Genomic DNA, 22,226 nt, shown 5'->3' with positions numbered 1-22,226 from the left:
TGTTAATTCTACTTGTCTGATTGCAGATGCCAGGTAACATAGGAAATCCCCATTCCGGGGAACATGTGTTTATATATCGGACTATTAACAGAGAGAATATTATGAGCGTTGTGCCTGTAGCCGACGTACTCCAGGGCCGCGTAGCCGTTGACAGCGAAGTCACCGTGCGCGGATGGGTACGTACCCGCCGAGATTCAAAAGCTGGCATCTCCTTCCTCGCCGTTTATGACGGTTCCTGCTTTGATCCTGTACAGGCCGTCATTAATAATTCTCTGCCCAATTACAATGAAGAAGTGCTGCGTCTGACCACCGGCTGCTCCGTTATCGTCACCGGCAAGGTTGTGGCCTCTCCGGGACAAGGACAGAGTTTTGAGATCCAGGCCTCTGAGGTTGAAGTTAGCGGTTGGGTTGAAGATCCAGACACCTACCCGATGGCGGCGAAACGTCACAGCATCGAGTACCTGCGTGAAGTTGCGCACCTGCGTCCGCGTACCAACATGATTGGTGCCGTTGCACGTGTTCGCCACACACTGGCCCAGGCGCTGCACCGTTTCTTTGATGAGCAGGGCTTCTTATGGGTTTCCACTCCGCTGATCACCGCATCCGATACCGAAGGTGCTGGTGAGATGTTCCGCGTGTCGACGCTGGATCTGGAAAACCTGCCGCGTGACGATCAGGGCAAAGTGGATTTCGACAAAGACTTCTTTGGTAAAGAGTCCTTCCTGACCGTATCCGGCCAGTTGAACGGTGAAACTTACGCCTGTGCGCTGTCGAAAATCTATACCTTCGGCCCGACTTTCCGTGCGGAAAATTCCAACACCAGCCGTCACCTGGCGGAGTTCTGGATGCTGGAACCGGAAGTGGCGTTTGCCAACCTGAGCGATATCGCCGGCCTGGCGGAAGGCATGCTGAAATATGCCTTCAAAGCCGTACTGACCGAGCGTGCTGACGACATGAAGTTCTTTGCCGAGCGCGTAGATAAAGAGGCGATTAGCCGTCTGGAACGTTTCATTGAAGCGGATTTCGCCCAGGTAGATTACACCGATGCAATCGTTATTCTGGAAGAGTGCATTAAGAAAGGCAGAAAGTTTGAGAACCCGGTTTACTGGGGTGTCGATCTCTCCTCCGAGCACGAACGTTATCTGGCAGAAGAACACTTTAAGGCACCAGTGGTAGTGAAAAACTATCCGAAAGATATTAAAGCGTTCTATATGCGCCTGAACGAAGATGGAAAAACCGTTGCCGCGATGGACGTTCTGGCACCGGGTATCGGTGAAATCATTGGTGGTTCTCAGCGTGAAGAGCGTCTGGATGTGCTGGATGCGCGCATGCTGGAAATGGGTCTCAATAAAGAAGACTACTGGTGGTATCGCGATCTGCGCCGCTACGGTACCGTGCCGCACTCCGGCTTCGGTCTCGGCTTTGAGCGCCTGATCGCCTACGTCACCGGCGTACAGAACGTTCGTGACGTGATTGCCTTCCCGCGTACACCGCGTAATGCGACGTTCTAAGATCGTTCACAAAAAGGCCAGCGTTGCTGGCCTTTTTTATCGCCTGAAATGTCAGTTTTTGTGAGTAATAAGTAAGCAATTCTAAGATCAACCCCGAAATCCCCCACTCCTGTTACTGGGTATTACGTTGTAATATTTCTGCACAAAAAATAAACCGTAGCTTTCTTGCGGATTAGTATTTACTCACCCATTAGCACATTTTTTAAACAACCCAACAGCATTCCAGACGTCCAGATAATGCCATAAGCAAAACTGGAAATGTCTATTTTCTGTACGTTGTTTTTCTTTTATTCAAATTAAAGATAAGAAAATCATATAAATAGATATAAGTGGTGTGTTCTGGCGCTGAAATCGTTTCGAAATTTGATATCGTTCACAAAGTTCCAAAAATGAAATAATTAGTTACACATTTTTTCTTTCTGAAACCAATTCTTTATCTTTGTAGCACTTTCACGGTAGCGAAACGTTAGTTTGAATGGAAAGATGCCTGTCAGACACATAAAGACACCAAACTCTCATCAATAGTTCCGTAAATTTTTATTGACGTAATTTATTGACGGCAGTGGCAGGTGTCATAAAAAAACCATGAGGGTAATAAATAATGATGAAGCGCAATATTCTGGCAGTGGTTATCCCTGCCCTGCTGGTAGCCGGTGCAGCTAACGCTGCAGAAATCTACAACAAAGACGGCAACAAACTGGACCTGTACGGTAAAGCGGTAGGTCTGCACTATTTTTCTGATAACAAAGGCAACGACGGCGACCAGACTTATGCTCGTCTTGGTTTCAAAGGGGAAACTCAGATCAATGACCAACTGACCGGTTACGGCCAGTGGGAATATAACTTCGCCGGTAACAACTCTGAAGGCGGTTCTGACGCACAGAACAACAACAAAACCCGTCTGGCGTTCGCCGGTCTGAAATTCGGTGACGCGGGCTCCTTCGACTATGGTCGTAACTACGGTATCGTTTACGATGCACTGGGTTACACCGATATGCTGCCAGAATTCGGCGGTGATACTGCATACAGCGATAACTTCTTCGTTGGCCGTGTTGGTGGCGTAGCAACTTATCGTAACGCTAACTTCTTCGGTCTGGTTGATGGCCTGAACTTCGGTGTTCAGTACCTGGGCAAAAACGAGCGCGCAAGCAGCTACGAAGTTGACGCTACCGATCCGACCAGCACCAACTTCAGCGATGTTCGTCGTTCTAATGGTGACGGCGTTGGCGGCTCCATCAGCTATGAGTTCGAAGGCTTCGCTGTTGTAGGTGCTTACGGTGCAGCTGACCGTACTAATGCACAGCAAGATCCGGCACTGCGTGGCAGTGGCGAAAAAGCTGAGCAGTGGGCGACCGGTCTGAAATATGACGCGAACAACATCTACCTGGCGACCAACTACGGTGAAACCCGTAACGCTACTCCGATCAGCGGTGGTTTCGCCAACAAAACTCAGGACTTCTTCGTGGTCGCTCAGTACCAGTTCGATTTCGGCCTGCGTCCGTCCATCTCCTACAACAAATCTAAAGCGAAAGACGTAGAAGGTGTAGGTAGCGAAGATCTGGTGAACTACATTGAAGTGGGTGCCACCTACTACTTCAACAAAAACATGTCCACCTATGTTGACTACCAGATCAACCAGATTGATTCTGACAACAAACTGGGCGTGAACTCTGACGACACCGTTGCTCTGGGTATCGTATACCAGTTCTAATAGCAGACCCCTTTGCTAAATGCCTAAAAAACAGGACTTCGGTCCTGTTTTTTTATGCCTGTCAGCAAAATCTTGCGACTTCAAAAAACCTTCAGGCTTTTCATCACTAACGGTTGGCATTTTGTAAATCTACCGTTAACCTGATAACGGATTTCCCTTCTGTAACCACAATGGAACCTCGTCATGTTTGAGAACATTACTGCCGCCCCTGCCGACCCCATTCTGGGTCTGGCCGATCTGTTTCGTGCTGATGACCGTCCTTCGAAAATTAACCTTGGGATCGGTGTCTATAAAGATGAAACTGGCAAAACGCCAGTGCTGACCAGCGTTAAAAAAGCCGAGCAATACTTACTCGAAAATGAAACAACAAAAAACTACCTCGGCATTGACGGTATTCCGGAATTTGGCCGTTGCACGCAGGAGCTGCTGTTCGGCAAAGGTAGTCATCTTATCAATGACAAACGCGCACGCACGGCGCAAACGCCGGGCGGCACCGGCGCGCTACGCGTTGCTGCCGACTTCCTGGCAAAAAATACGGCAGTAAAACGCGTCTGGGTGAGCAACCCAAGCTGGCCGAACCATAAGAGCGTGTTTAACTCCGCCGGGCTGGAAGTACGCGAGTACGCTTATTACGACGCAGAAAACCATTCACTCGACTTCGATGCGCTGCGAAACAGCCTGAGCGAAGCACAGGCGGGCGATGTGGTGCTATTCCACGGTTGCTGCCATAACCCAACCGGTATCGATCCTACGCTTGAGCAGTGGCAAACCCTGGCACAGCTTTCCGTCGAGAAAGGCTGGTTGCCGCTGTTTGACTTCGCGTATCAGGGCTTCGCCCGTGGTCTGGAAGAAGACGCGGAAGGACTGCGCGCGTTCGCCGCGCTGCACAAAGAGCTGATTGTCGCGAGCTCCTACTCCAAGAACTTTGGCCTGTACAACGAACGTGTGGGTGCCTGTACGTTGGTTGCGGCAGATGCGGAAACCGTTGACCGCGCCTTCAGCCAGATGAAATCCGCCATTCGTGCGAACTACTCTAACCCGCCAGCCCACGGCGCATCAGTAGTTGCCACAATTCTCAGCAACGATGCGCTGCGCGCAATCTGGGAACAGGAACTGACCGACATGCGCCAGCGCATTCAGCGTATGCGTCTGCTGTTTGTGAACACCCTGCAAGAGAAAGGGGCTGAACGCGATTTCAGCTTCATCATCAAACAAAACGGCATGTTCTCATTCAGCGGCCTGACCAAAGAGCAGGTTCTGCGTCTGCGTGAAGAGTTTGGCGTTTATGCGGTGGCTTCTGGTCGCGTCAACGTTGCCGGAATGACGCCGGATAACATGGCGCCGCTGTGCGAAGCCATTGTTGCCGTGCTGTAAGACGTGCGATAAAAGCAAAGCCCGCGATAAGCGGGCTTTTTAACAGGAATTACCAGACAGGCATTTCATCCTGCAGGAACGGATTGTGCAACCGTTCATAGCCCAGCGTCGACAGCGGGCCATGACCCGGAATAAACGTCACGTCATCGCCTAACGGCAACAGCTTACGTTTGATCGAGTCAATCAACTGGCTGTGATCGCCGCGCGGGAAATCACTGCGCCCGACTCCACCTTTAAAAATCACGTCGCCTGAGATAAGAAGTTGCGACTGCTCATCAAAGAAAACAACGTGTCCAGGCGTATGGCCCGGGCAATGCAGCACCTGTAAAGTCACATTCCCTACGCTGACACGATCTCCTTCGTTAAGCCAACGGTCGGGCGTCAGTGGCTGACATTCGCCGAGGCCAAACATGCGACTCTGTGCAGGCAAACCCTGCAGCCAGAACTCATCTTCTTTTTCCGGACCGATAACCGGTACTCCGTAGTGTTGCGCCAGTTCCGCCGCGGCACCCACATGATCGAGGTGTCCGTGAGTGAGCAGGATCTGCGTCAACGTGATGCCGCTGGCATCCACTTCCTGTTTGATTTTTTCAGCATCGCCGCCGGGATCGACAAGCGCTGCCAGACGCGTTTGCTCACACCAGATCAAAGAACAGTTCTGGGAGAACGCGGTGACCGGAATAATACGATAGTTCATACTGCTCCTGTTTCGTTAATCACCAGTGCCGCGCCGGCCCGGTGTCAATATGCACAAAGTTACTGCGTGGGTAGTATCCTACACCACCTGCGCGCATAGATAACGCGGCTTTGCGAATATTACTTAACGAAATGCCTTCAATATGAAAATCCATGGCCTGGCCTTTGGTGTGATAGCTTTGTTTCGCAACCCCACGGCTGTGCGCACGCAATTCATTGTTGGTATCCAGTGAACGATAACCGGAAATCAGTTGAACGGGCTTACGTGTTCCCAACAGCCCTTGCAGGCGGAAAAGCTGATCGAAGAGTCTGGGATCGATGGACTTCACCTTATTCGCGCGATAGTCACGGAAAAAATGGTTAAGTTTGGCTAATTCATCCTGAATATAAGCTCTGCCATCAAAAAATTCCGCTTTAATTGACTCTCCGGTGTTGAGGTTGCTCAGAGTCAAAATACGCGGACGCGGGGTAGAGAGTGTGGCAAACGCAGGCACAGGCAAGATGGCAGCTCCGAGGGCAGCGCCACCTAACGCCAGCAGTTTGCGGCGATTAGCGTCAAATTTGTCCATGGTTTAAGGTCTACAGGTCAATGTTATCGTCTATATGCTTTAGCGCACGATAGGCACCTTAACTGGCATCAAAGCCGCCGTCAAGTTGGCCCAACCCCAGCAATGACGGGGCTTCTGGGCCGATGCCCCTGTCACTGCCAATTATTACGACAACAGATTAACCAGAACTTCTTCATTTACCTGATTAATTGTTCTGCTTTTGCCACAATTTGTGCGCTGGATCGCGCTGTCAGATCATAATTGTAAATATCTGTACGATACTGGGTACGCCCGTCCGCGCCAACAAACGCCGTCAGGTAATACAGATTGACCGGGATAGTCTGACGAATATTGACGTAGCGCGTGTCGCCCTGCTTCAGCGCATCGGAAATTCGCGTATCGTTCCAGCCCGCATCCTGTAACAGCATGTTTGCCAGTTCAGAAGCCTTGTTCACACGCACGCAACCGGAACTAAGCGCCCGGGAATCCTTCTGGAACAAATTATGGTTAGGCGTGTCGTGCAGATAAATTGCATCGGAACTTGGCATATTGAACTTGTAGCGGCCCAACGAGTTACGCGCTCCCGGCGCCTGCTGGAAACGGAACGGTAAATTTGACGGCGTGATGGTTGACCAGTCAACCTGCCACGGATCAATCGCTTCTCTGCTGTTCCAGCCCCGCATCACGGTATAGCCGTGACGTTCAAGGTAGCCAGGATCGTTCCACAGCTTGGGCAGAATATCCTTACGCGCCAGCGTCGGCGGGACGTTCCATGGCGGATTGACCACCACGTTATTCAGCGCGCTGCTCATCATCGGCGTTTTACGATCGGGACGACCGACAATCACCCTGGACGCCAGCACCTGATTACCATTCTGATAATAAACCAGCGAATACGCCGGAATATTCACCATAATACCCGTCGACAGTTCAGATGGAAGCAAACGCAGACGCTGGATATTGAGCGCCAGTACCCCTGCACGCTGCGCGGGGGTCACGTTCAGCCAGTCGCGGGTAGCCGGGCCAATAGCGCCATCTGCGCCCAACCCTTGCCACGTCTGGAAGCGTTTTACCGCTTCAACCAGCTCTTTATCATACGCAGCACGGACAGCCGGTGCTGGCTTACTGCGCGGCGCAGTCTGTTTTGCCGTGTCAGCGCTCGGGGTTTCAACGGCAACGGCTGACGGGCTGACCACCGCTTCTGACGGGATCTCATCTCCCGGCAGCGCAATTTTCGGTCCGCCTTCCAGCATCCCGGTACGTTGCAGTATTTCCCGCAGCGCAGGCACGTCGTTGCTCCACTGACCCGGTCGTAGCGTTGCTTTGCCGGTCAGCTGCGGCCATGGACGTGAATCGCCCACCAGCGCTAATAGCGACGCGTGCATTGACGCATACTGCGGGTGTTGAGGTGCCAGCCCGGCAATAAACGTCGGAAGTTGTCCGTTATCCAGCGCAACCTGCCACTGATTGATGACCGACAGCGGTGGCGTCGCCAGTGCATACGGTTTACTGCTGTACAGCCAGCGGTTGCCTTTGACCGGAATATTGGCGATCAGATGGAGATACCCCATCATCGCATCAGACAACACCAGATCGCGCGCGATGCCGTTAACGGCAGGATCGGTCAGTAACGCCACCCAGGTGGTGAACTGAGGCTGGAAGCCTGCAATAGCGACCTCTGCCAGCTGTTGCTGGAACGCTTTGACGGCTTCGCGATTTTCCCACATGGGTTTCATATCGCGCGCCGCATAAAGCAGTTCAAGTTGATTCATATAGACAGGCGTATAGCCTGAAGGAAGTTGCGACTGAAGCTCAGCTCGCGCCTTTTCCGCCGCCCCCTCAGGGAGTGGCTGCAGACCCGCCATCAGCGCCGTTGCGCCAGATTGCGCCTGCGGCTGAGCGAGACTCTGTTCACTGACAACGACAGGGCTGTCGCCAGGTATCACTTCAGGCTCATCAGCCTGAACACTGGACAGTGGAGCGAATACTACGGCCAGGCATAAACTTATTGCCGAGAACCGACGACCACCAATTTTATTAAGCAACATCCCTTGCCCTCTGGTTACATTACGACATGCTCACATCTACCGGAGCTTTCCTTCATTATAGAAAGGCTGATATGCGATTGCCTAACCTAATGTAAAGAAGTTTAAAGAAAATGCACCTGAAATCCATAGTTTAAGAAATGAAAAAGACGGCTTTTCAGCCGTCTTTAAGGTTTTAGCTGGCCTCTGACGGGGCATCAGCCTCGCCGGGGAGAGGATCCGGTAACTGCGGCGCAAATCCTCGCAGCCCGACCACATGAACGTGTTCCGTATTCTGGAAGACTTTACGCACCAGCTTATAGGTGGTGCCCTTCTCCGGACTGATGTTTTCCGGCGCCGCGATGATGAGCTGCATCTGCAGACGCTCACACAGCTCAAACAACGTCGCGATGGAGCGCGCATCCAGACGGGCGGCTTCATCGAGGAACAGCAGACGGCACGGGGAGATATCTTTCCCGCGCAGACGGCGCGCTTCATCTTCCCAGCTTTGAACCACCATCACCAGGATCGACATCCCGGTCCCGATCGCTTCACCGGTCGACAGCGCACCGGACTCCGCACGCAGCCAGCCGTCAGAACCACGGTTAACTTCCACTTCCATTTCGAGATAGTTACGGTAATCCAGTAACTCCTCGCCAATGGTTTGCGGCGTACGCTGTCCCATGTCGATTTGCGGGTTCAGGCGTTGATAAAGTTTCGCCAGCGCTTCTGAGAAGGTCAGGCGGTTGCTGTTGAACAGATCCTGATGCTGCTCATGCTGTTCAGACAGCACTTCCAGCAGCGTGGCATGGGTTTCACGCACATTCACGTTCAGACGCACGCTGTGAACCTGACCGAACGACACGCTCTGCAACCCCTGGTTGAGCTGACGAATACGGTTCTGCTCGCGCTGGATGGTCTTGCGAATAATGTTCGCCACGCTACGTGAGCTGATCGCCAGTTTCTGTTCACGGGAGGTCAGCTCTTCGGTCAGGCGGCCCAGCTCGATTTCCATCTGTTCGATGGCTTCCACTGGATCGTCGGTACGAATGATATCCTGACGGATACGCTCGCGCAGATGCTGATACACTGCGACAAAGAACTGGATCTTACGTTCCGGACGTTTCGGATCTTCCGACAGACGCAGGACATCACGCAGATGTTCGTTATCAGCGACCGCCAGACGCAGCGCACCCAGCGCCTTATCCGACATGGAGCGCAGATCATCACCGGAAAGATAGGCCAGCTCGCGACGATGCAAACGACGCTCGACGCCGCTGTCTTTCACCAGTCGCATCACGGCGCACCAGCCTGCTTTCGCGGTTACCACCTGCTCACGCATTTCGTGGTAATCGCGTTCCAGTTTGCGCAGTTTGCGGGTCAGGTTATCCATCTCCGCTTCACAGAAGGTAAGCGCTTTTTCGAGCTGGTTACGCCGCGCACGGTTGTTGCTGAGCTGCGAATGCAGTTCATCGCGACGAATGCGCGCACGCTCTTCCGCTCCGCTGTCGGCACGCACGCCAATATCCTGCAATTCACGCTGCAAATCGTTAAGCAGCTCTTTCTTGGTATCGTAAGAGCTTTTCAGCGAAGCCAGAACCTGATTGTACTGATTCAGTTGCGCCGCATGACCACGCAGGGCTTCACGGGCGCGGGTACGTTCAGCTTCCGCATGTTCCAGGCGCTCACGCAGTTTTTCGTTAAGATCGCTGTTGCCGCTGAGCATTTCCGCTGAGTCGGAATAGCCGAAGTGTGCACGACGCTGGACCACTTCGGTCAGCGCAAACGCCTGCTGACGCGCATCGCGCTGCGTCTGCTGGGAGTACGCGTAATCTTCTTTCAGTTGTTCAAACTGTTCCGGGTCGCTCTGCAACACCGACACCATCGGTTCCAGTTTCGCCAGTTGGTTGCCGTGCTGCTGTACAAAGCGCGCGGCTTCTTGCGCTTCATCCAGACGCTCGCGGATCTCTTCGACGCGATCCGCCAGACTGTCGTCAGCCAGCAAATTCAGACGCGGCAGCAGGCGGTTAAGCGCGGCAACGCCCTCTTTCGCCTGTTCGTACTGCAGACGCTGCTGCTGGTTTTCGTTTTCGTGGGCGGTCAACGCACGTTCCAGCTCAACGCGACGGCTGTTGAGCTGGCGAATTTCGGCTTCCGGATCGGATTCAAAAGCCACCGAAAGATGGCTGCCAATGAAGCGGCTGAACGCCTGATGCAGACGCTGCGTTTTCTGAACGTCAAAAGAGAGCGTGGCAAAACGCTCGGATAATCCTTCACGCTCGGCATGCAGCGTTTCGATACGGTTTTCTCGCGCCGCACGGCCAAACAGCGGTACGGACGGGAAGCGCGAGTAGCGCCACTGGCGATCGGCAATCTTCACCACCACCGCTTTTTCCAGTTCGTCGACGCTGAAGACGCTGTCATCAAATGACTGCGGATCCCCTTCGATCAGATACAAATCTTCCGGGCAATCCGTCAACCCTTCCAGTTGTTCAGCTATCAGCGACAGATCCGGCACCACAATGGCGTGACGCGACGGACCATACAACGCGGAGAAGTACGGCGCATCTTCAAGACTGACGTCGTCATAGATTTCTGACAGCAGCACGCCGCCAAAGCGTTCCGCCAGCGCGTTCAGACGCTGATCTTCCGAGCCACCAGGCTGGCTTAAGCGTTCGATCTCTTCATCGACGGCATTCTTGCGCGCGCCGACTTCGTCGCGTTCCACAATCGCTTCACGCTCTCGTTCGAGCAATTGCTGCAGATATTCGGTCACTTCCTGGCTGGACGTAAACTCTTCACCGCACTGTTCACTCAACTGACTCAGGCTGTTCTGCGCCGCCAGCCAGACGGGGGCACGCTGCATGAGATGCTGAATGCGCGACTGTAGCTGTTCCTGCTCCTGACGCAGCGCCATACGCTGTTCATGCGCGCTGGAAACGTTGTCAGACAGCGAGGCGATACGCGCTTCCAGCTCCTGATGCAGGGCTTCCAGTTCGTCAATGTCGAAATTTTTCCCCTGACGTTTGCAGAATTCCGCCAACAGACGTTCGGCTTCCTGCTGCTCGCGCAGACGCTGTTCCAGTTCGCTCAGTCGCATACGCAGCGACTGCGCCTGTTCCGCCAGGTGACGCTGGTCAACGCCTTCGCGCAGCAGTTCGCGCGCCACGTCCCAGGCTTCATTACGCGCCAGCGGGCCATTGATCGCCACCACCAGCTGATACGCCTGCTCGAACTGACTGTGCGCGGTTTGCGCCACGCTCATTTTCTGTTCCAGCGAGAGCATTTTTTCGGTGGCTTCCTGCTCTTTCGCCTGGAAGGTTTCCAGCCACTCGGCGGCGCTATCGGCCGTCAGATCCGGCAGATGGCACACCGCTCTGGCGCGTTCCAGCGCCGAGATCGCCTGGTTGTACTGGATGGCGCGGGTCTGTTGAACGTCCAGCGCCTGCTGGTAATCCGCCAGTTGGCTTTTCAGCTCATCCACTTCCAGCTCGGCAGCTTCGGCGCGCGCTTCGTTCTCTTCCTGACGATCGGCGGCTTCTGCGACCACTTCATTTTGTTCTTCGAGACGGATCTGCAACTCGTCGAGATCCGCTTCATAACGTTCAATTTTTTCCTGCTGGCGTAGCGCGGTTTGCACCAGGTTCAGGTGATCGCTTGCCGCCTGATAATCGGCTTCGAGATCGCCTTCCGCACCGTTGTGCTCGCCCAACTCACGCGCCATGTCGACGTGTTTATACTGCTCGGCCGCCAGTTGTTTGCGCGACGTGTACAATTCGCGACGGAATTCCAGCGCTTTATCGAGGTGGATCCGGCGCTCATTGGCGTGACGCATATAGTCCGCCGCCACATAGTTGGTGGCTTCGCTAATCAGGTGTTTAAACAGATCGCGATCGGACTGGGTAACGCGAATGGCTTCCAGCGTCAGGCGGTTTTCCCGCAGCGCAGCTTCCATATCCTGGAACGCCTTACGCACCCCGCTGTTTTCCGGTAACAGGTAGTCGCGCAGAGACCGGGTGATCGCGCTGGAAATCCCACCGTACAGCGAGGCTTCAATCAGGCGATAGAATTTACTACGGTCAGACGCAGAGCGCAGACGACGGGCGATGAGGCCCAGATCGAACATCAGCGAATGGTAATCGGTGATCGAGTTGAACTGCTTAAACTGCACGCCTTCCATCGCGTCGAGCTTTTCTTTCAGCTCCGTTAACGGCAGGACGCGCGCCTGACGTTCGTTCAGCGTCTCCGTCACCAGTTGCGTAGGCTGCACAGACATCGGCAGTCCCTGAATGGCAAACGGTTTGATATCGACTTTACGGTCGCGTCCGGCAACCTGCTGCAAGCGCACACCCACCACCACGCGCTGATGGCGCGAGTTGATCGTATCGAGCATCGAATAACAGACACCCGCTTTCAGCTTACCGTGCAGACCTTTGTCGCGTGAGCCGCTGGTCGCGCCTGCTTCCGTGGTGTTACGGAAGTGCAACAGGGTTAAATCCGGGATTAGCGCCGTGACGAACGCCGCCATGGTAGTAGATTTCCCCGCGCCATTCCCCCCGGAAAGCGTGGTAACCAGTTCATCCAGGTCAAAGGTACGGGCAAAGAAACCGTTCCAGTTAATCAGCGTTAGTGAGCGAAATTTACCGCGTTCAATCATTATTCTTCTTCTCCACTGTCCGGCTGATTCTCTTCGGTCTCATCATTGAGCTGCAGGTGGTTTTCGACCGGCATCGCTTCGCCATCGCGGATCAGGCGACGCTGCGCTTCGCGCGGGTCGTCACCCGTTCGTACATCCGCGCCAAAGCGGAACACCGATTCCGTAATGCGGAATTTGCTGCTGTCATGCCCCATAAACCACACCATGCCTAAACGGCGCAGGCGGTTTAATGACGAACGCATTTTTTCCTGTAACTTCTGGCGGTCAACGTCGGAGCCGGTTGAGCGGTTATTCACCAGCTTCAACAGTTTGGCTTCGTCAGCCAGCGTCAGCAGCTCGTCGTACAACTCCTGCTGAGTGAAAATCCCCTCGTTCGCCAGCCGCTCCGGACTGAGGTAGAGGTAGCAGAGAATTTTACCGACCATCATGTCCAGTTCAGACAACACGGAACGCGGGATAATGGTCGTTGAACGCGGACGCAGGTAGAAGAAACCTTCCGGCGCGCGGATCAGCTCCACGTTATAGCGGCTGTAAAACTCTTCCAGATAGTCCTGAAAGTCCATCAAAAAGGCATGATTATCCAGTTCATCCAGACCAATGTGGCGGCCTGAACGTAATGCGCTATCCAGCGCCGGAAATAACGGATTCGCCAGCGCCTGCGCCAGCTTAACCGGCATCACTTGTTCAATATTTGTCAATGACATGCGCCTGTACCTTGGCTCCGTAATCATTAATCGGCTGCCATTTGGCTGGCAGTCCGGTGAAGTCTGCTTGCGCTACGCCAAGACGTACCGCCTGATCGATAACAATGCGCGCAACGTCAAAGTGACGCGCACGCGGGTATTGCGCAAGATACTCGCGCACTACCAGACCGAGATCTAACGGCGTCTCTTTCGATTTATAGATAGCCAGTTGGCCTTCGATAATCGCCGCCAGCTGTTCGCGGATCTCGTTAAACTCTTCGTACTCTAAATCCGGCGGAAGTTCCCCGGTGACCTCTTCATCACGCAGCGCCATCTCTTCGTCACGCATATCCAGCAGACGATCGGCGTTGGCATAGGTCAGCGCCCACGGCTCGTCAAAATAGGTCTGTACCGACTGACGTAAGCGCTGGGCAAAGACGCGGTTTTTATCCATATCGATGGCGGTACGGATAAATTTGTGAACGTGGCGGTCATAGCCAATCCACAGATCGATCGACTGCTGACCCCAGCTGATAATACGATCGAGCTTGCTTTGCAGGTCAAACACCAGGCGATCAACAAAATGCAGATCGTCATGAGCCAGCGTCGCATCCTGGATACGCAGCAAATTGGCCTGCAATTTATCGCCTGCCGCTTCCAGCGTATCCTGCAACTCGCGCAGAGTGCCGGAGGTTTCTGACAGTAGCAGTTCACAGCTCGAAATCGCCGCGCGCCAGTCTTTATTCAGCAGTTGCGCGATATCATCTTTCACCTGCTGCTGCTGTTCATCCATGATGCGCTGAGTCAGATCGATACTGTCGAAAATCTCAGCGACCGAATACTTGAGTGGCGCATAGACGTTGCGATGCCAGTGGAACTCATCGCCGCCCTCATCGGCGGCATCCGCCGCGCGCTTGAGCTCACCCGCCACGATCGACAACTGCATTGACAGACGCAGCGTGGAAAATTCACGTTGGCGAATATAGTAATCGGTAATGCCAATGCCGAGCGGCGTCAAACGATAAATCGCGTTCCCTTCTGCCTGCTCACTGGTAAAGCGGTTCAGCAGACGTTGACGCACCATATCGTTGATCGCATTGTTCGCGCGCACGCCAATGGTTTCGCTGGTTTGCTCAAACGCATCACTTACATGGCGGAACGCATCCACCAGTTCGCCTTCACTCATCTCACCGTCCAGGCGCTCGCCATTCAGCGTGGCCACCGCCAGCAGAAACGAGAGTCGGTCTACCGGCAGCGAGATAGAGAAGTCATTTTTTCTGGCCCAGGCAACCAGTTCGGGGACTGTCTGGGAAAATTCACTCATAGGTTATCCTTGCATCTGCGGTTTACGCGCGGTGACGTGAATGTAACGACCCAGGCTGACATACGGCTCCAGGCGACAGTAACGCGTTTCTAATTCAAGCAATATCTCATAACAGTCACGCTGCTGATGTTTCTCACGCAGATAATCATGAAACACGCGCACCCCGGTTTTCCCGGTGATCTGCCAGCCCATCTGTTCCAGCCACTGGTAAACCTCTCCTGGCTCACGCGGATAGTCTGGTGAAAGGGTACGCTTCTTACGTTTGGGCATCCCTATCTGCACGTAGTCAAAGTTCCCCGCCACCATGTTATGCATCAACAGGCCGTTGGCATTGTAGAACATTAACGACAGTACGCCACCGGGACGCAATACCGACCAAAGGGTCTTTAACACGCTGACCGGATCGGCGACCCACTCCAGCACAGCGTGAAACAATATCAGATCAACGGAGCTTTCCAAATGCGAAGCGACGTCCTGAGCAGCGCATTGTATAAAATGCATGTTGTGGCTCACACCTTTGGCTTCTGCCGCCCGTTGCGCACGGGCGATCATCTCACCGGAGACGTCACACAACGTCACGTGATGACCACGTTCTGCCATTTTAATGGCCGTTTGTCCTTCACCGCCGCCAGCGTCCAGCACACGCAGTGGTTGCGCGCCGAAGTCTGCCAGAATAAGGTCGAGATCCTGCCACAGGATCGCCTGCCTTAGCTGCCCTTTTGTGGTGCCGTAAATATTACGGGAAAACTTCTCAGCAATGTCATCAAAATTGCGATCCCGCATCGGGCTCTCCACAGGCTGGCTTAGCTGTTCTCTGATAAAACCGCTATTTTGTCACACCCGCGCGGAGAATGAACCTCTCTGGTGTAATATCACGATTATTCTTCTGCTGTATGGTCAAAAAAGGAACCAAAAAGGATGCTTTTTACGCTGAAGAAAGTGATTGGCGGCATGCTGTTGCCTCTCCCTTTTCTGCTCTTGATGATGGGTATCGGTCTGGCACTGCTGTGGTTTAGCCGTTTTCAGAAAACCGGCAAGGTATTTATCAGCCTCAGTTGGCTGGTACTGTTCCTGCTCAGCCTGCAACCCGTTGCAGACCATCTGCTGCGCCCGATAGAAAATAGCTACCCCACCTGGCAGGATACGCAGAAAGTTGAATACGTCGTCGTGTTAGGCGGCGGCTATACCTGGAACCCGCAGTGGGCGCCCAGTTCTAACCTGATCAACAACAGTTTGCCGCGTCTAAATGAGGGAATACGTCTGTGGCGGGCTAACCCGGGTTCGAAATTGATTTTTACCGGCGCGAATGCCAAAACCAATCCGGTGAGTACGGCAGAAGTTGGCGCACGGGTGGCGCAATCGCTGGGGGTGCCGGAAGAGGATATCATCACGCTCGACAAGCCTAAGGATACGGAGGAAGAAGCCGCTGCCGTGAAGCAGGCTATCGGCGACGCGCCATTCCTGCTGGTCACTTCAGCCTCTCATCTGCCGCGAGCAATGATTTTCTTTCAGCAGGCCGGGTTAAATCCGCTGCCGGCTCCGGCGAATCAACTGGCTATCGATTCCCCGTTGAATCCGTGGGAGCGGGCAATCCCCTCTCCCGTCTGGTTGATGCATAGCGATCGCGCAAGCTACGAGACGCTGGGGAGAGTCTGGCAGCGGTTGAAAGGCTCGTCAGGCGAGCCAGGGCAGGAGTGATTTCGCAGCGAGATCAAAATGAGATCGGTTAAAGCGCCCGGTATTGACCAGTTGCGCCACTTCATCCCATAACACGTATAACCAACGCCGCCAGATGAACGATTCCGCCACTGGCGCGCGTTGCAGGTAGTGCCAGAGTAGTCCTTCCGCCAGCGTGTTATCTACCAGCCGGAACAGTTCGTACTCCCGTGGTGCCCAGAGCATAATACCAGGCCCCACCATCGCCAGAAGCTGGTCGCTCCGGGCGTCTTTTAACATGCTGCGCAGACTGAAATTGCCATGCACCAGCACACAGTTGTCGTTAAAGCCGTCAAACAGCGCGGGCAGACATTCGCGGGTGCGAAACAGAATGCGCTTATCCTGCATGGTTAGCCCGGTGTTGTTGAACTGATTGAGCGTACTCCAGAGCACCTCAACCCGCTGACGATACCAGGAAGGCCAGATATTCTCCTGCGTATTGTCCACCGCACCGACACACCCCCGGCTATCCTGGCGGTGCCAGGCCAGTAACCCTTCGACAATCTGATCTTTGAGCTGCTCCCAACGCTCCGGCGTCCGGGCCGGCGCTTCAACGGGGACGCCACGCAGACGTTCCAGCAGTAAGACATCCGGACCGGGATGTTCATCGTGAGTCATCACCCCATAAATGACCGGCATTCGCACGGTGCCGCTACGCGCTAACATGGTGGTTTTCCAGGCCAGTTGTTGCGCGACCCCCGGCGTGGTGAAACTTTGGGCCATCAGCGGCATTGGGTTGCCCTGGCTGTCATAGAGCGACCACAGTGCTGTGTCGACTTTTTCATTCACGCATTCAATGCGGCTCAGTTTTTCGCCCAGTAAATGACTTAATTCGGCGCGCAGCTGTTCCATTCAGATTGCCCTCATAAAAGCTACTGCTTTTATAATGAGCGCCACACCGACGGATGTCACCCGGATGAGATCAATTGTTGAAAAGAAAAAGCGTGGAAAATCGTAACGGTACGACACTCCTCTCACTAAAGAGCGGAGTGTCGTAAAGAAAATTAACGCATTTCAGCGCGAACGCGCTCGAGGTCTTCTGCGGTATCAACACCGGTGCCAGGCACCTCTTTTGCCACAGCCACGTGGATTTTTTCGCCGTACCACAGCACGCGGAGTTGCTCCAGCATCTCGATGTTTTCCAACGGGCTGGGCTCCCAGCTCACATAGCGGCGGATAAATCCGGCGCGGTAGCCGTAAATGCCGAGATGTCGCAGGAAATTATCGCCGACGGTCTCGCGACTTTTCGCAAAACGATCGCGATCCCAGGGGATCGTTGCACGCGAGAAATACAGCGCATAGCCTTCGGCATCCAGTACCACCTTCACTGCATTCGGATTGAACGCCTCTTCCGCACTATGAATCGGTGCCGCGAGCGTGGCCATTCCAACCTGACGCTGCGCCAGGTTTTCTGCCACCTGGCGAATAATGATGGCCGGGATCATCGGCTCATCACCCTGCACATTGACAATCACGGTGTCATCACTGAAACCACACTTCTCAACCACTTCAGCCAGACGTTCTGTCCCGGACTGGTGATCGACGCGGGTCATGCACACTTCTCCACCCGCCACTTCAACGGCGCGTGCGACCTCTTCATGATCGGTCGCGACAATAATACGCTCAGCGCCGGATTCACGGGCGCGTTCCAGCACATGCACAATCATCGGTTTACCGTTGATGTCCTGCAACGGTTTACCCGGCAGACGCGTGGAGGCGTAGCGGGCAGGAATAATGACGACAAAACTCATGATTTACGCTCATCAGCCGCTAATACACGGGCCTCGGTTTCCAGCAAAACGGGAATGCCATCACGCAGTGGAAAAGCGAGGTTATCCAGTTTGCAGATCAGTTCTTGTTTTTCCTGGTTGTACCAGAGTTTGCCGTTACAGACCGGGCAGGCAACGATTTCAAGCAGTCGATGATCCATAGTTCCTCCAGATGGACCGGGTAATGAATGCAGAGATCTTATCATACTCGCTCATGCGACTGCGTCTATTTCCCACCCCTGTCGACATTGCGTAAATATCCCTGCCGGACAGCGGCCGAGCGTCACGCGAACGGCATTCTGCCAGCGGGCAAAATCGGTTATCGCCTGCTGTAGCCCATTTTGCAGCGTCACTCCTGGCTTTACGCCTTCTTGCAGATAGAGAGAAATCACTTCCAGTACGCCCGTCTTACGGTGCATTTTGGCGTCCATCCGCCCCACCAACTGACCCCGGTGCAGTAAAGGCAGGACAAAATAACCATACTGGCGCTTTGGGGCTGGCGTGTAGCACTCCAGCCGATAGCTGAAATCGAACAGTTGCTCCGCACGTTTGCGATCCCAAACCACCGGATCAAACGGCGACAGTACCGCGCTATGCGTCGCTGTCAGCTTGCCTGCCTGTGCCTGTTCAAGTTGCGGCAGCAAATCCGCATGCAACCACAGCCGACCAAGTTTTTCGACCTCTACCGGAATGATGTACTGCTGTTCAGCCCGCACGTCGCGCCAGTTTTGTAACTCAGGACGTTTCAGGCGGTAGTAATCTGCCAGCCACTGCTCACGAAAAATACCCAGGCTGCGCGCACTGTTGTCCAGCATGACGGATTCTGCTTGCGCCCGGGGTAGCAAATCGCGTTCATCATCCCAGTGTGGCATCACGCGATGCGTGAGATCGTACACGCGCTGGAAATTGCGACGCTCAATCACCATCACTTTTCCTGCCGTAAACAACCCTTCCAGATGCAGCTTGTGCGGCTTCCAGTCCCACCAGCCGCTGTTGCCTTTACGCGGATGCTCAAAGTCAGCCGAGCGTACCGGTCCATTTTGATGAATATGCTGCAACAGTTGCTCAATTTCGCCGGCATGCTCTTCCATCCACGCCGCCTGGTACTTCCAGCCCATTTTTTCAGGTGCCAGCATCCGGTGGCGTATCAGCGTAAAATCACTACGCGGCAGGAAACAGGCCTCATGGGCCCAGTACTCCATCAGTTCACCCTGCGCCAACGCATCATCCAGCCACTGTGGGGTGTAATTGCCCAGTCGACTGAACAACACAAGGTAGGGACTGCGGGCGACAATATTGATGGTATCGATTTGTAGTAGCGACATACGGGTAATCGTCGGCAGGATATCGCTTGCCAACGCGCGACGACGTGGTTTTTTTAACAATCCCTGGGCGGCGAGATGAAGGTTACGGGCATCCGTAAGTGAGAGGTACGGCAACGACATTCATGATTCCCTCATTTGTACGCTGCCGTCATGGTGGTGCGCTAACGTGTCAGCGAGATCAATTTTTCGAGTAATGTCTCAGGTTCAGTCCCCGACAAATGTGCATCGACAGGAAGATACCACCAGTTGTCTTCGGCAAAGGCACGGCACTTCACGGCGTCCTTCTCCGTCATGACCAGCGTTTGCGACCCGTTTAGTAGGCCGTTGACATCATGCGAAGTCAATGCCTGATGATCCGCCAGAGGAACACATTTTTGCGGCTGTACGCCACAGGATTCTAACGTGGCAAAAAAGCGTGGCGGATGACCAATACCGGCCATTGCCACGACATTTTTCAATTGCGCGATATCACGACGTTCACCGGTACGCAGGTTCACAGCCTGTCCTGGCGCCAGATGCATCGGGATCTCGCCCGCCTGTGGAATACCGCCATTAACAATAACCGCATCCACCGTTTTCAGGCGACCTGCCCGCTCCCGCATCGGACCTGCCGGTAGCCACCAGCCGTTGCCGAAGCGACGAACGCCATCAACCACCACAATCTCGACATCTCGCGCCAGACGGTAGTGCTGAAGACCATCATCAGTAACGATAATCTGCACATCGTGATGCGCCAGAATCGCTTTTACCGCGTCAGCCCGGTTGGGCGATACGGCAACTGGCGCGCCGGTGCGCTGATAAATCAGCACCGGCTCATCACCCGCTTCCGCCGTGGTGGTTTCGGCATTCAGCAGCAAGGGATAGGACGCGGCTTTGCCGCCATATCCACGAGAAACTACCCCAACGCGAAGACCGCGCTGCTGGAGTTGTTCCACCAACCAGATCACTATCGGCGTTTTGCCATTGCCACCTGCCGTCAAATTACCGACCACCACCACCGGCACCGGTGCGCGCCAGGCGCGTTTGATCCCGAGCGTGTAGCACAGGCGGATCGCCCCGCTCACCAGGCCGTATAACCAGGAAAGTGGGAGTAACAGTCGCCACAAGGGCGACTCACCGGACCAGATGCGTGCGATCATTGACCAAATTGCATTTTGTGCAGTTGCGCGTAGACGCCGCGGTGTTCCAGCAGCTCGTTGTGCGTACCGCGCTCCACAATCAGCCCATCTTCCACGACCACAATTTCATCGGCCTGTTCGATAGTTGAAAGGCGGTGCGCAATCACCAGCGAGGTGCGGTTTTTCTGCAGTTCGTCCAGCGCCGCCTGAATGGCGCGTTCAGATTCGGTATCCAGCGCTGACGTGGCTTCATCAAGGATCAGAATCGGGCTGTCACGCAGTAAGGCACGCGCGATGGCGATACGTTGACGTTGACCACCGGAAAGCAGCACGCCGTTTTCACCGATCACCGTATCAAGGCCGTTATCCATCTTATTGATAAAGTCCATGGCATAAGCCATACGAGCCGCTTCTTCGATCTCCTCACGGCTATACTGCTCAGTTCGCGCGTAGGCGATGTTATTCGCCACCGTGTCGTTGAACAGATGTACGTTCTGCGACACCAGCGCGACCTGATTACGTAACGAGGCCAGGGTGTATTCCCGCAGATCGTGACCATCCATCAGGATTTCACCTTCATTGATGTCATAGAAACGCGTGATCAGACTGGCAATGGTTGATTTGCCGGAACCTGAACGCCCCACCAGCGCAACGGTTTTGCCCGCCGGAATTTTCAGGTTGATGTTACACAGCGCCGGTACTTCGCGCCCCGGATAGGTAAAGGTGACATTGCGGAATTCCAGATCGCCGGTCGCACGCTCAATCACACGTTTACCTTCGTCTTTTTCCTGCTCGCTATCTAGGATGGCAAATAAAGTCTGGCATGCGGCCATCCCACGCTGGAACTGGGCGTTAACGTTAGTCAACGACTTCAACGGACGCATCAGGGCGATCATTGAGGAGAAGACCACGGTGATCGTCCCTGCCGTCAGGCTGTCCATCACGCTTGGGAAGCTAGCCGCGTACAGCACAAACGCCAGCGCCAGTGAAGCGATCAACTGGATGACAGGATCGGAAATGGAAGAGGCAGAAACCATCTTCATCCCCTGCAAACGCATCTTGTTACTGACTTTGTCGAAGCGCTTCGTTTCCACTCCCTGACCACCGAAGATCAGTACCTCTTTGTGGCCTTTCAGCATCTGCTCCGCGCTGGTTGTCACCTGCCCCATCGTATTCTGCATATTCTTACTGATAGCACGAAAACGTTTGGAGACTACGCGAATCGCGATCGACACAATAGGTGCCAGCACAACCAGGATTATCGACAATTGCCAGCTGTAATAGAACATCATGATGAACAGGCCGATAATCGATGCACCTTCACGCACAACGGTAATCAGCGCACCGGAAGACGAAGAGGCTACCTGTTCAGAATCATAAGTAATACGAGACAGCAGCGTCCCGGTAGACTGTTTGTCAAAGAAAGAAACCGGCATTCCCATCATATGACCGAACAGGCGACGACGCATGGTCATCACCACTTTGCCGGATACCCAGGAAATACAGTAGCTGGAGATATAGCTGGTGATACCACGTAAAATCATCAGCCCAATAACCACCAGCGGCATCCAAAGCAACACTGAGCGATCTGTTTTACCAAAACCATCGTCCAGTAATGGTTTGAGGAGCGATAACATGAAGGTATCGCTGGCCGCGTTGAGGATTAACGCAACACCCGCCACGATCAGACCCGATTTGAAAGGCGCAATGGTTGGCCACAGTCGGCGAAACGTCTGCCACGTAGAGAGATCTTTATCGTTATGCATTCAA

Annotated in this window: 17 protein-coding genes; 4 read left to right on the top strand and 13 right to left on the bottom strand. The window is 54.1% G+C overall.

Features of this window, described 5'->3' with window-relative positions:
- Positions 1-101 precede the first annotated feature (101 nt).
- The 3 genes from asnS to aspC all read left to right on the top strand — a co-directional run bounded on the left by asnS (position 102) and on the right by aspC (position 4,596).
- Complete coding sequence (gene asnS / locus HVZ37_RS08245; protein WP_181628313.1) at positions 102-1,511, top strand: asparagine--tRNA ligase; 1,410 nt, start codon at positions 102-104, stop codon at positions 1,509-1,511.
- A gap of 601 nt (positions 1,512-2,112) precedes the next feature.
- Positions 2,113-3,222 (top strand): porin OmpF, encoded by a 1,110-nt coding sequence (ompF, locus tag HVZ37_RS08240; RefSeq protein ID WP_044256321.1) that lies wholly within the window; start codon positions 2,113-2,115, stop codon positions 3,220-3,222.
- Positions 3,223-3,405: 183 nt separating this feature from the next.
- Positions 3,406-4,596, top strand: coding sequence for an aspartate transaminase (aspC, locus tag HVZ37_RS08235; protein WP_044327011.1), 1,191 nt, complete (start codon positions 3,406-3,408; stop codon positions 4,594-4,596).
- A 49-nt stretch (positions 4,597-4,645) separates the two neighbouring features.
- Here the strand turns inward: aspC and HVZ37_RS08230 are convergent, their stop codons facing one another.
- The 7 genes from HVZ37_RS08230 to cmoM form a co-directional block, all read right to left on the bottom strand.
- Positions 4,646-5,293, bottom strand: a complete 648-nt coding sequence (locus tag HVZ37_RS08230) for an MBL fold metallo-hydrolase (RefSeq protein ID WP_044256324.1) — start codon at positions 5,291-5,293, stop codon at positions 4,646-4,648.
- A 19-nt stretch (positions 5,294-5,312) separates the two neighbouring features.
- Entirely contained in the window at positions 5,313-5,861 is a 549-nt protein-coding gene (locus tag HVZ37_RS08225; protein WP_043001180.1) for a YcbK family protein, read from the bottom strand.
- A gap of 176 nt (positions 5,862-6,037) precedes the next feature.
- Complete coding sequence (gene ldtD, locus HVZ37_RS08220) at positions 6,038-7,888, bottom strand: L,D-transpeptidase (RefSeq protein ID WP_181628312.1); 1,851 nt, start codon at positions 7,886-7,888, stop codon at positions 6,038-6,040.
- A gap of 172 nt (positions 7,889-8,060) precedes the next feature.
- Positions 8,061-12,521, bottom strand: a complete 4,461-nt coding sequence (gene mukB / locus HVZ37_RS08215) for a chromosome partition protein MukB (RefSeq protein ID WP_181628311.1) — start codon at positions 12,519-12,521, stop codon at positions 8,061-8,063.
- The gene (mukE, locus tag HVZ37_RS08210; protein WP_043001183.1) at positions 12,521-13,225 is read right to left on the bottom strand and encodes a chromosome partition protein MukE; all 705 of its coding nucleotides are present in this window, start codon (positions 13,223-13,225) and stop codon (positions 12,521-12,523) included. The genes mukB and mukE overlap by 1 nt, the downstream gene beginning before the upstream one ends.
- Positions 13,206-14,528 carry a chromosome partition protein MukF gene (gene mukF / locus HVZ37_RS08205; protein WP_042320184.1) on the bottom strand — a complete coding sequence of 441 codons (1,323 nt, stop codon included), beginning with the start codon at positions 14,526-14,528 and terminating at the stop codon, positions 13,206-13,208. The genes mukE and mukF overlap by 20 nt, the downstream gene beginning before the upstream one ends.
- A gap of 3 nt (positions 14,529-14,531) precedes the next feature.
- On the bottom strand, positions 14,532-15,311 hold the full coding sequence (gene cmoM / locus HVZ37_RS08200; RefSeq protein WP_104446280.1) for a tRNA uridine 5-oxyacetic acid(34) methyltransferase CmoM: 780 nt from the start codon (positions 15,309-15,311) through the stop codon (positions 14,532-14,534).
- Positions 15,312-15,446: 135 nt separating this feature from the next.
- On the opposite strand from cmoM, the gene elyC reads away from it, so the two are divergent.
- Positions 15,447-16,226, top strand: coding sequence for an envelope biogenesis factor ElyC (gene elyC / locus HVZ37_RS08195; RefSeq protein WP_104446279.1), 780 nt, complete (start codon positions 15,447-15,449; stop codon positions 16,224-16,226).
- Here elyC and HVZ37_RS08190 read toward each other — a convergent pair.
- From HVZ37_RS08190 to msbA, 6 genes are all read right to left on the bottom strand, one after another.
- Positions 16,203-17,096, bottom strand: coding sequence for a YcbJ family phosphotransferase (locus HVZ37_RS08190; protein WP_043001187.1), 894 nt, complete (start codon positions 17,094-17,096; stop codon positions 16,203-16,205). The genes elyC and HVZ37_RS08190 overlap by 24 nt on opposite strands.
- 152 nt (positions 17,097-17,248) lie before the next feature.
- Positions 17,249-17,995, bottom strand: a complete 747-nt coding sequence (gene kdsB, locus HVZ37_RS08185) for a 3-deoxy-manno-octulosonate cytidylyltransferase (protein WP_043001188.1) — start codon at positions 17,993-17,995, stop codon at positions 17,249-17,251.
- The gene (ycaR, locus tag HVZ37_RS08180; protein ID WP_042320194.1) at positions 17,992-18,174 is read right to left on the bottom strand and encodes a protein YcaR; all 183 of its coding nucleotides are present in this window, start codon (positions 18,172-18,174) and stop codon (positions 17,992-17,994) included. Before ycaR ends, kdsB begins: the two co-directional genes overlap by 4 nt.
- Positions 18,175-18,225: 51 nt before the next feature.
- A complete protein-coding gene (locus HVZ37_RS08175; protein WP_109740100.1) occupies positions 18,226-19,458 on the bottom strand; it encodes a winged helix-turn-helix domain-containing protein in 1,233 nt (410 codons plus the stop codon).
- 41 nt (positions 19,459-19,499) lie between these two features.
- Positions 19,500-20,477, bottom strand: a complete 978-nt coding sequence (gene lpxK, locus HVZ37_RS08170) for a tetraacyldisaccharide 4'-kinase (protein WP_181628310.1) — start codon at positions 20,475-20,477, stop codon at positions 19,500-19,502.
- Positions 20,474-22,222: a lipid A ABC transporter ATP-binding protein/permease MsbA gene (gene msbA / locus HVZ37_RS08165; RefSeq protein WP_181628309.1), complete on the bottom strand. Its 1,749-nt coding sequence runs from the start codon at positions 22,220-22,222 to the stop codon at positions 20,474-20,476. The genes lpxK and msbA overlap by 4 nt, the downstream gene beginning before the upstream one ends.
- Positions 22,223-22,226: the final 4 nt, after the last annotated feature.

Origin of the sequence: Citrobacter sp. RHB35-C17 (assembly GCF_013816795.1) — a bacterium.
Classification (GTDB): Bacteria; Pseudomonadota; Gammaproteobacteria; order Enterobacterales; family Enterobacteriaceae; genus Citrobacter_A; species Citrobacter_A amalonaticus.
This window is presented reverse-complemented; position numbering and strand designations above follow the sequence as displayed.

Excerpts from the sequence above, each read along its gene's own strand:
- mukE (WP_043001183.1), bottom strand. The coding sequence starts at position 13,225 with ATGTCATTGACAAATATTGAACAAGTGATGCCGGTTAAGCTGGCGCAG.
- HVZ37_RS08175 (WP_109740100.1), bottom strand. The coding sequence starts at position 19,458 with ATGTCGTTGCCGTACCTCTCACTTACGGATGCCCGTAACCTTCATCTC.
- HVZ37_RS08190 (WP_043001187.1), bottom strand. The coding sequence starts at position 17,096 with ATGGAACAGCTGCGCGCCGAATTAAGTCATTTACTGGGCGAAAAACTG.
- kdsB (WP_043001188.1), bottom strand. The coding sequence starts at position 17,995 with ATGAGTTTTGTCGTCATTATTCCTGCCCGCTACGCCTCCACGCGTCTG.
- ompF (WP_044256321.1), top strand. The coding sequence starts at position 2,113 with ATGATGAAGCGCAATATTCTGGCAGTGGTTATCCCTGCCCTGCTGGTA.
- HVZ37_RS08230 (WP_044256324.1), bottom strand. The coding sequence starts at position 5,293 with ATGAACTATCGTATTATTCCGGTCACCGCGTTCTCCCAGAACTGTTCT.
- mukF (WP_042320184.1), bottom strand. The coding sequence starts at position 14,528 with ATGAGTGAATTTTCCCAGACAGTCCCCGAACTGGTTGCCTGGGCCAGA.
- msbA (WP_181628309.1), bottom strand. The coding sequence starts at position 22,222 with ATGCATAACGATAAAGATCTCTCTACGTGGCAGACGTTTCGCCGACTG.
- ldtD (WP_181628312.1), bottom strand. The coding sequence starts at position 7,888 with ATGTTGCTTAATAAAATTGGTGGTCGTCGGTTCTCGGCAATAAGTTTA.
- ycaR (WP_042320194.1), bottom strand. The coding sequence starts at position 18,174 with ATGGATCATCGACTGCTTGAAATCGTTGCCTGCCCGGTCTGTAACGGC.
- mukB (WP_181628311.1), bottom strand. The coding sequence starts at position 12,521 with ATGATTGAACGCGGTAAATTTCGCTCACTAACGCTGATTAACTGGAAC.
- asnS (WP_181628313.1), top strand. The coding sequence starts at position 102 with ATGAGCGTTGTGCCTGTAGCCGACGTACTCCAGGGCCGCGTAGCCGTT.
- HVZ37_RS08225 (WP_043001180.1), bottom strand. The coding sequence starts at position 5,861 with ATGGACAAATTTGACGCTAATCGCCGCAAACTGCTGGCGTTAGGTGGC.
- cmoM (WP_104446280.1), bottom strand. The coding sequence starts at position 15,311 with ATGCGGGATCGCAATTTTGATGACATTGCTGAGAAGTTTTCCCGTAAT.
- aspC (WP_044327011.1), top strand. The coding sequence starts at position 3,406 with ATGTTTGAGAACATTACTGCCGCCCCTGCCGACCCCATTCTGGGTCTG.
- elyC (WP_104446279.1), top strand. The coding sequence starts at position 15,447 with ATGCTTTTTACGCTGAAGAAAGTGATTGGCGGCATGCTGTTGCCTCTC.
- lpxK (WP_181628310.1), bottom strand. The coding sequence starts at position 20,477 with ATGATCGCACGCATCTGGTCCGGTGAGTCGCCCTTGTGGCGACTGTTA.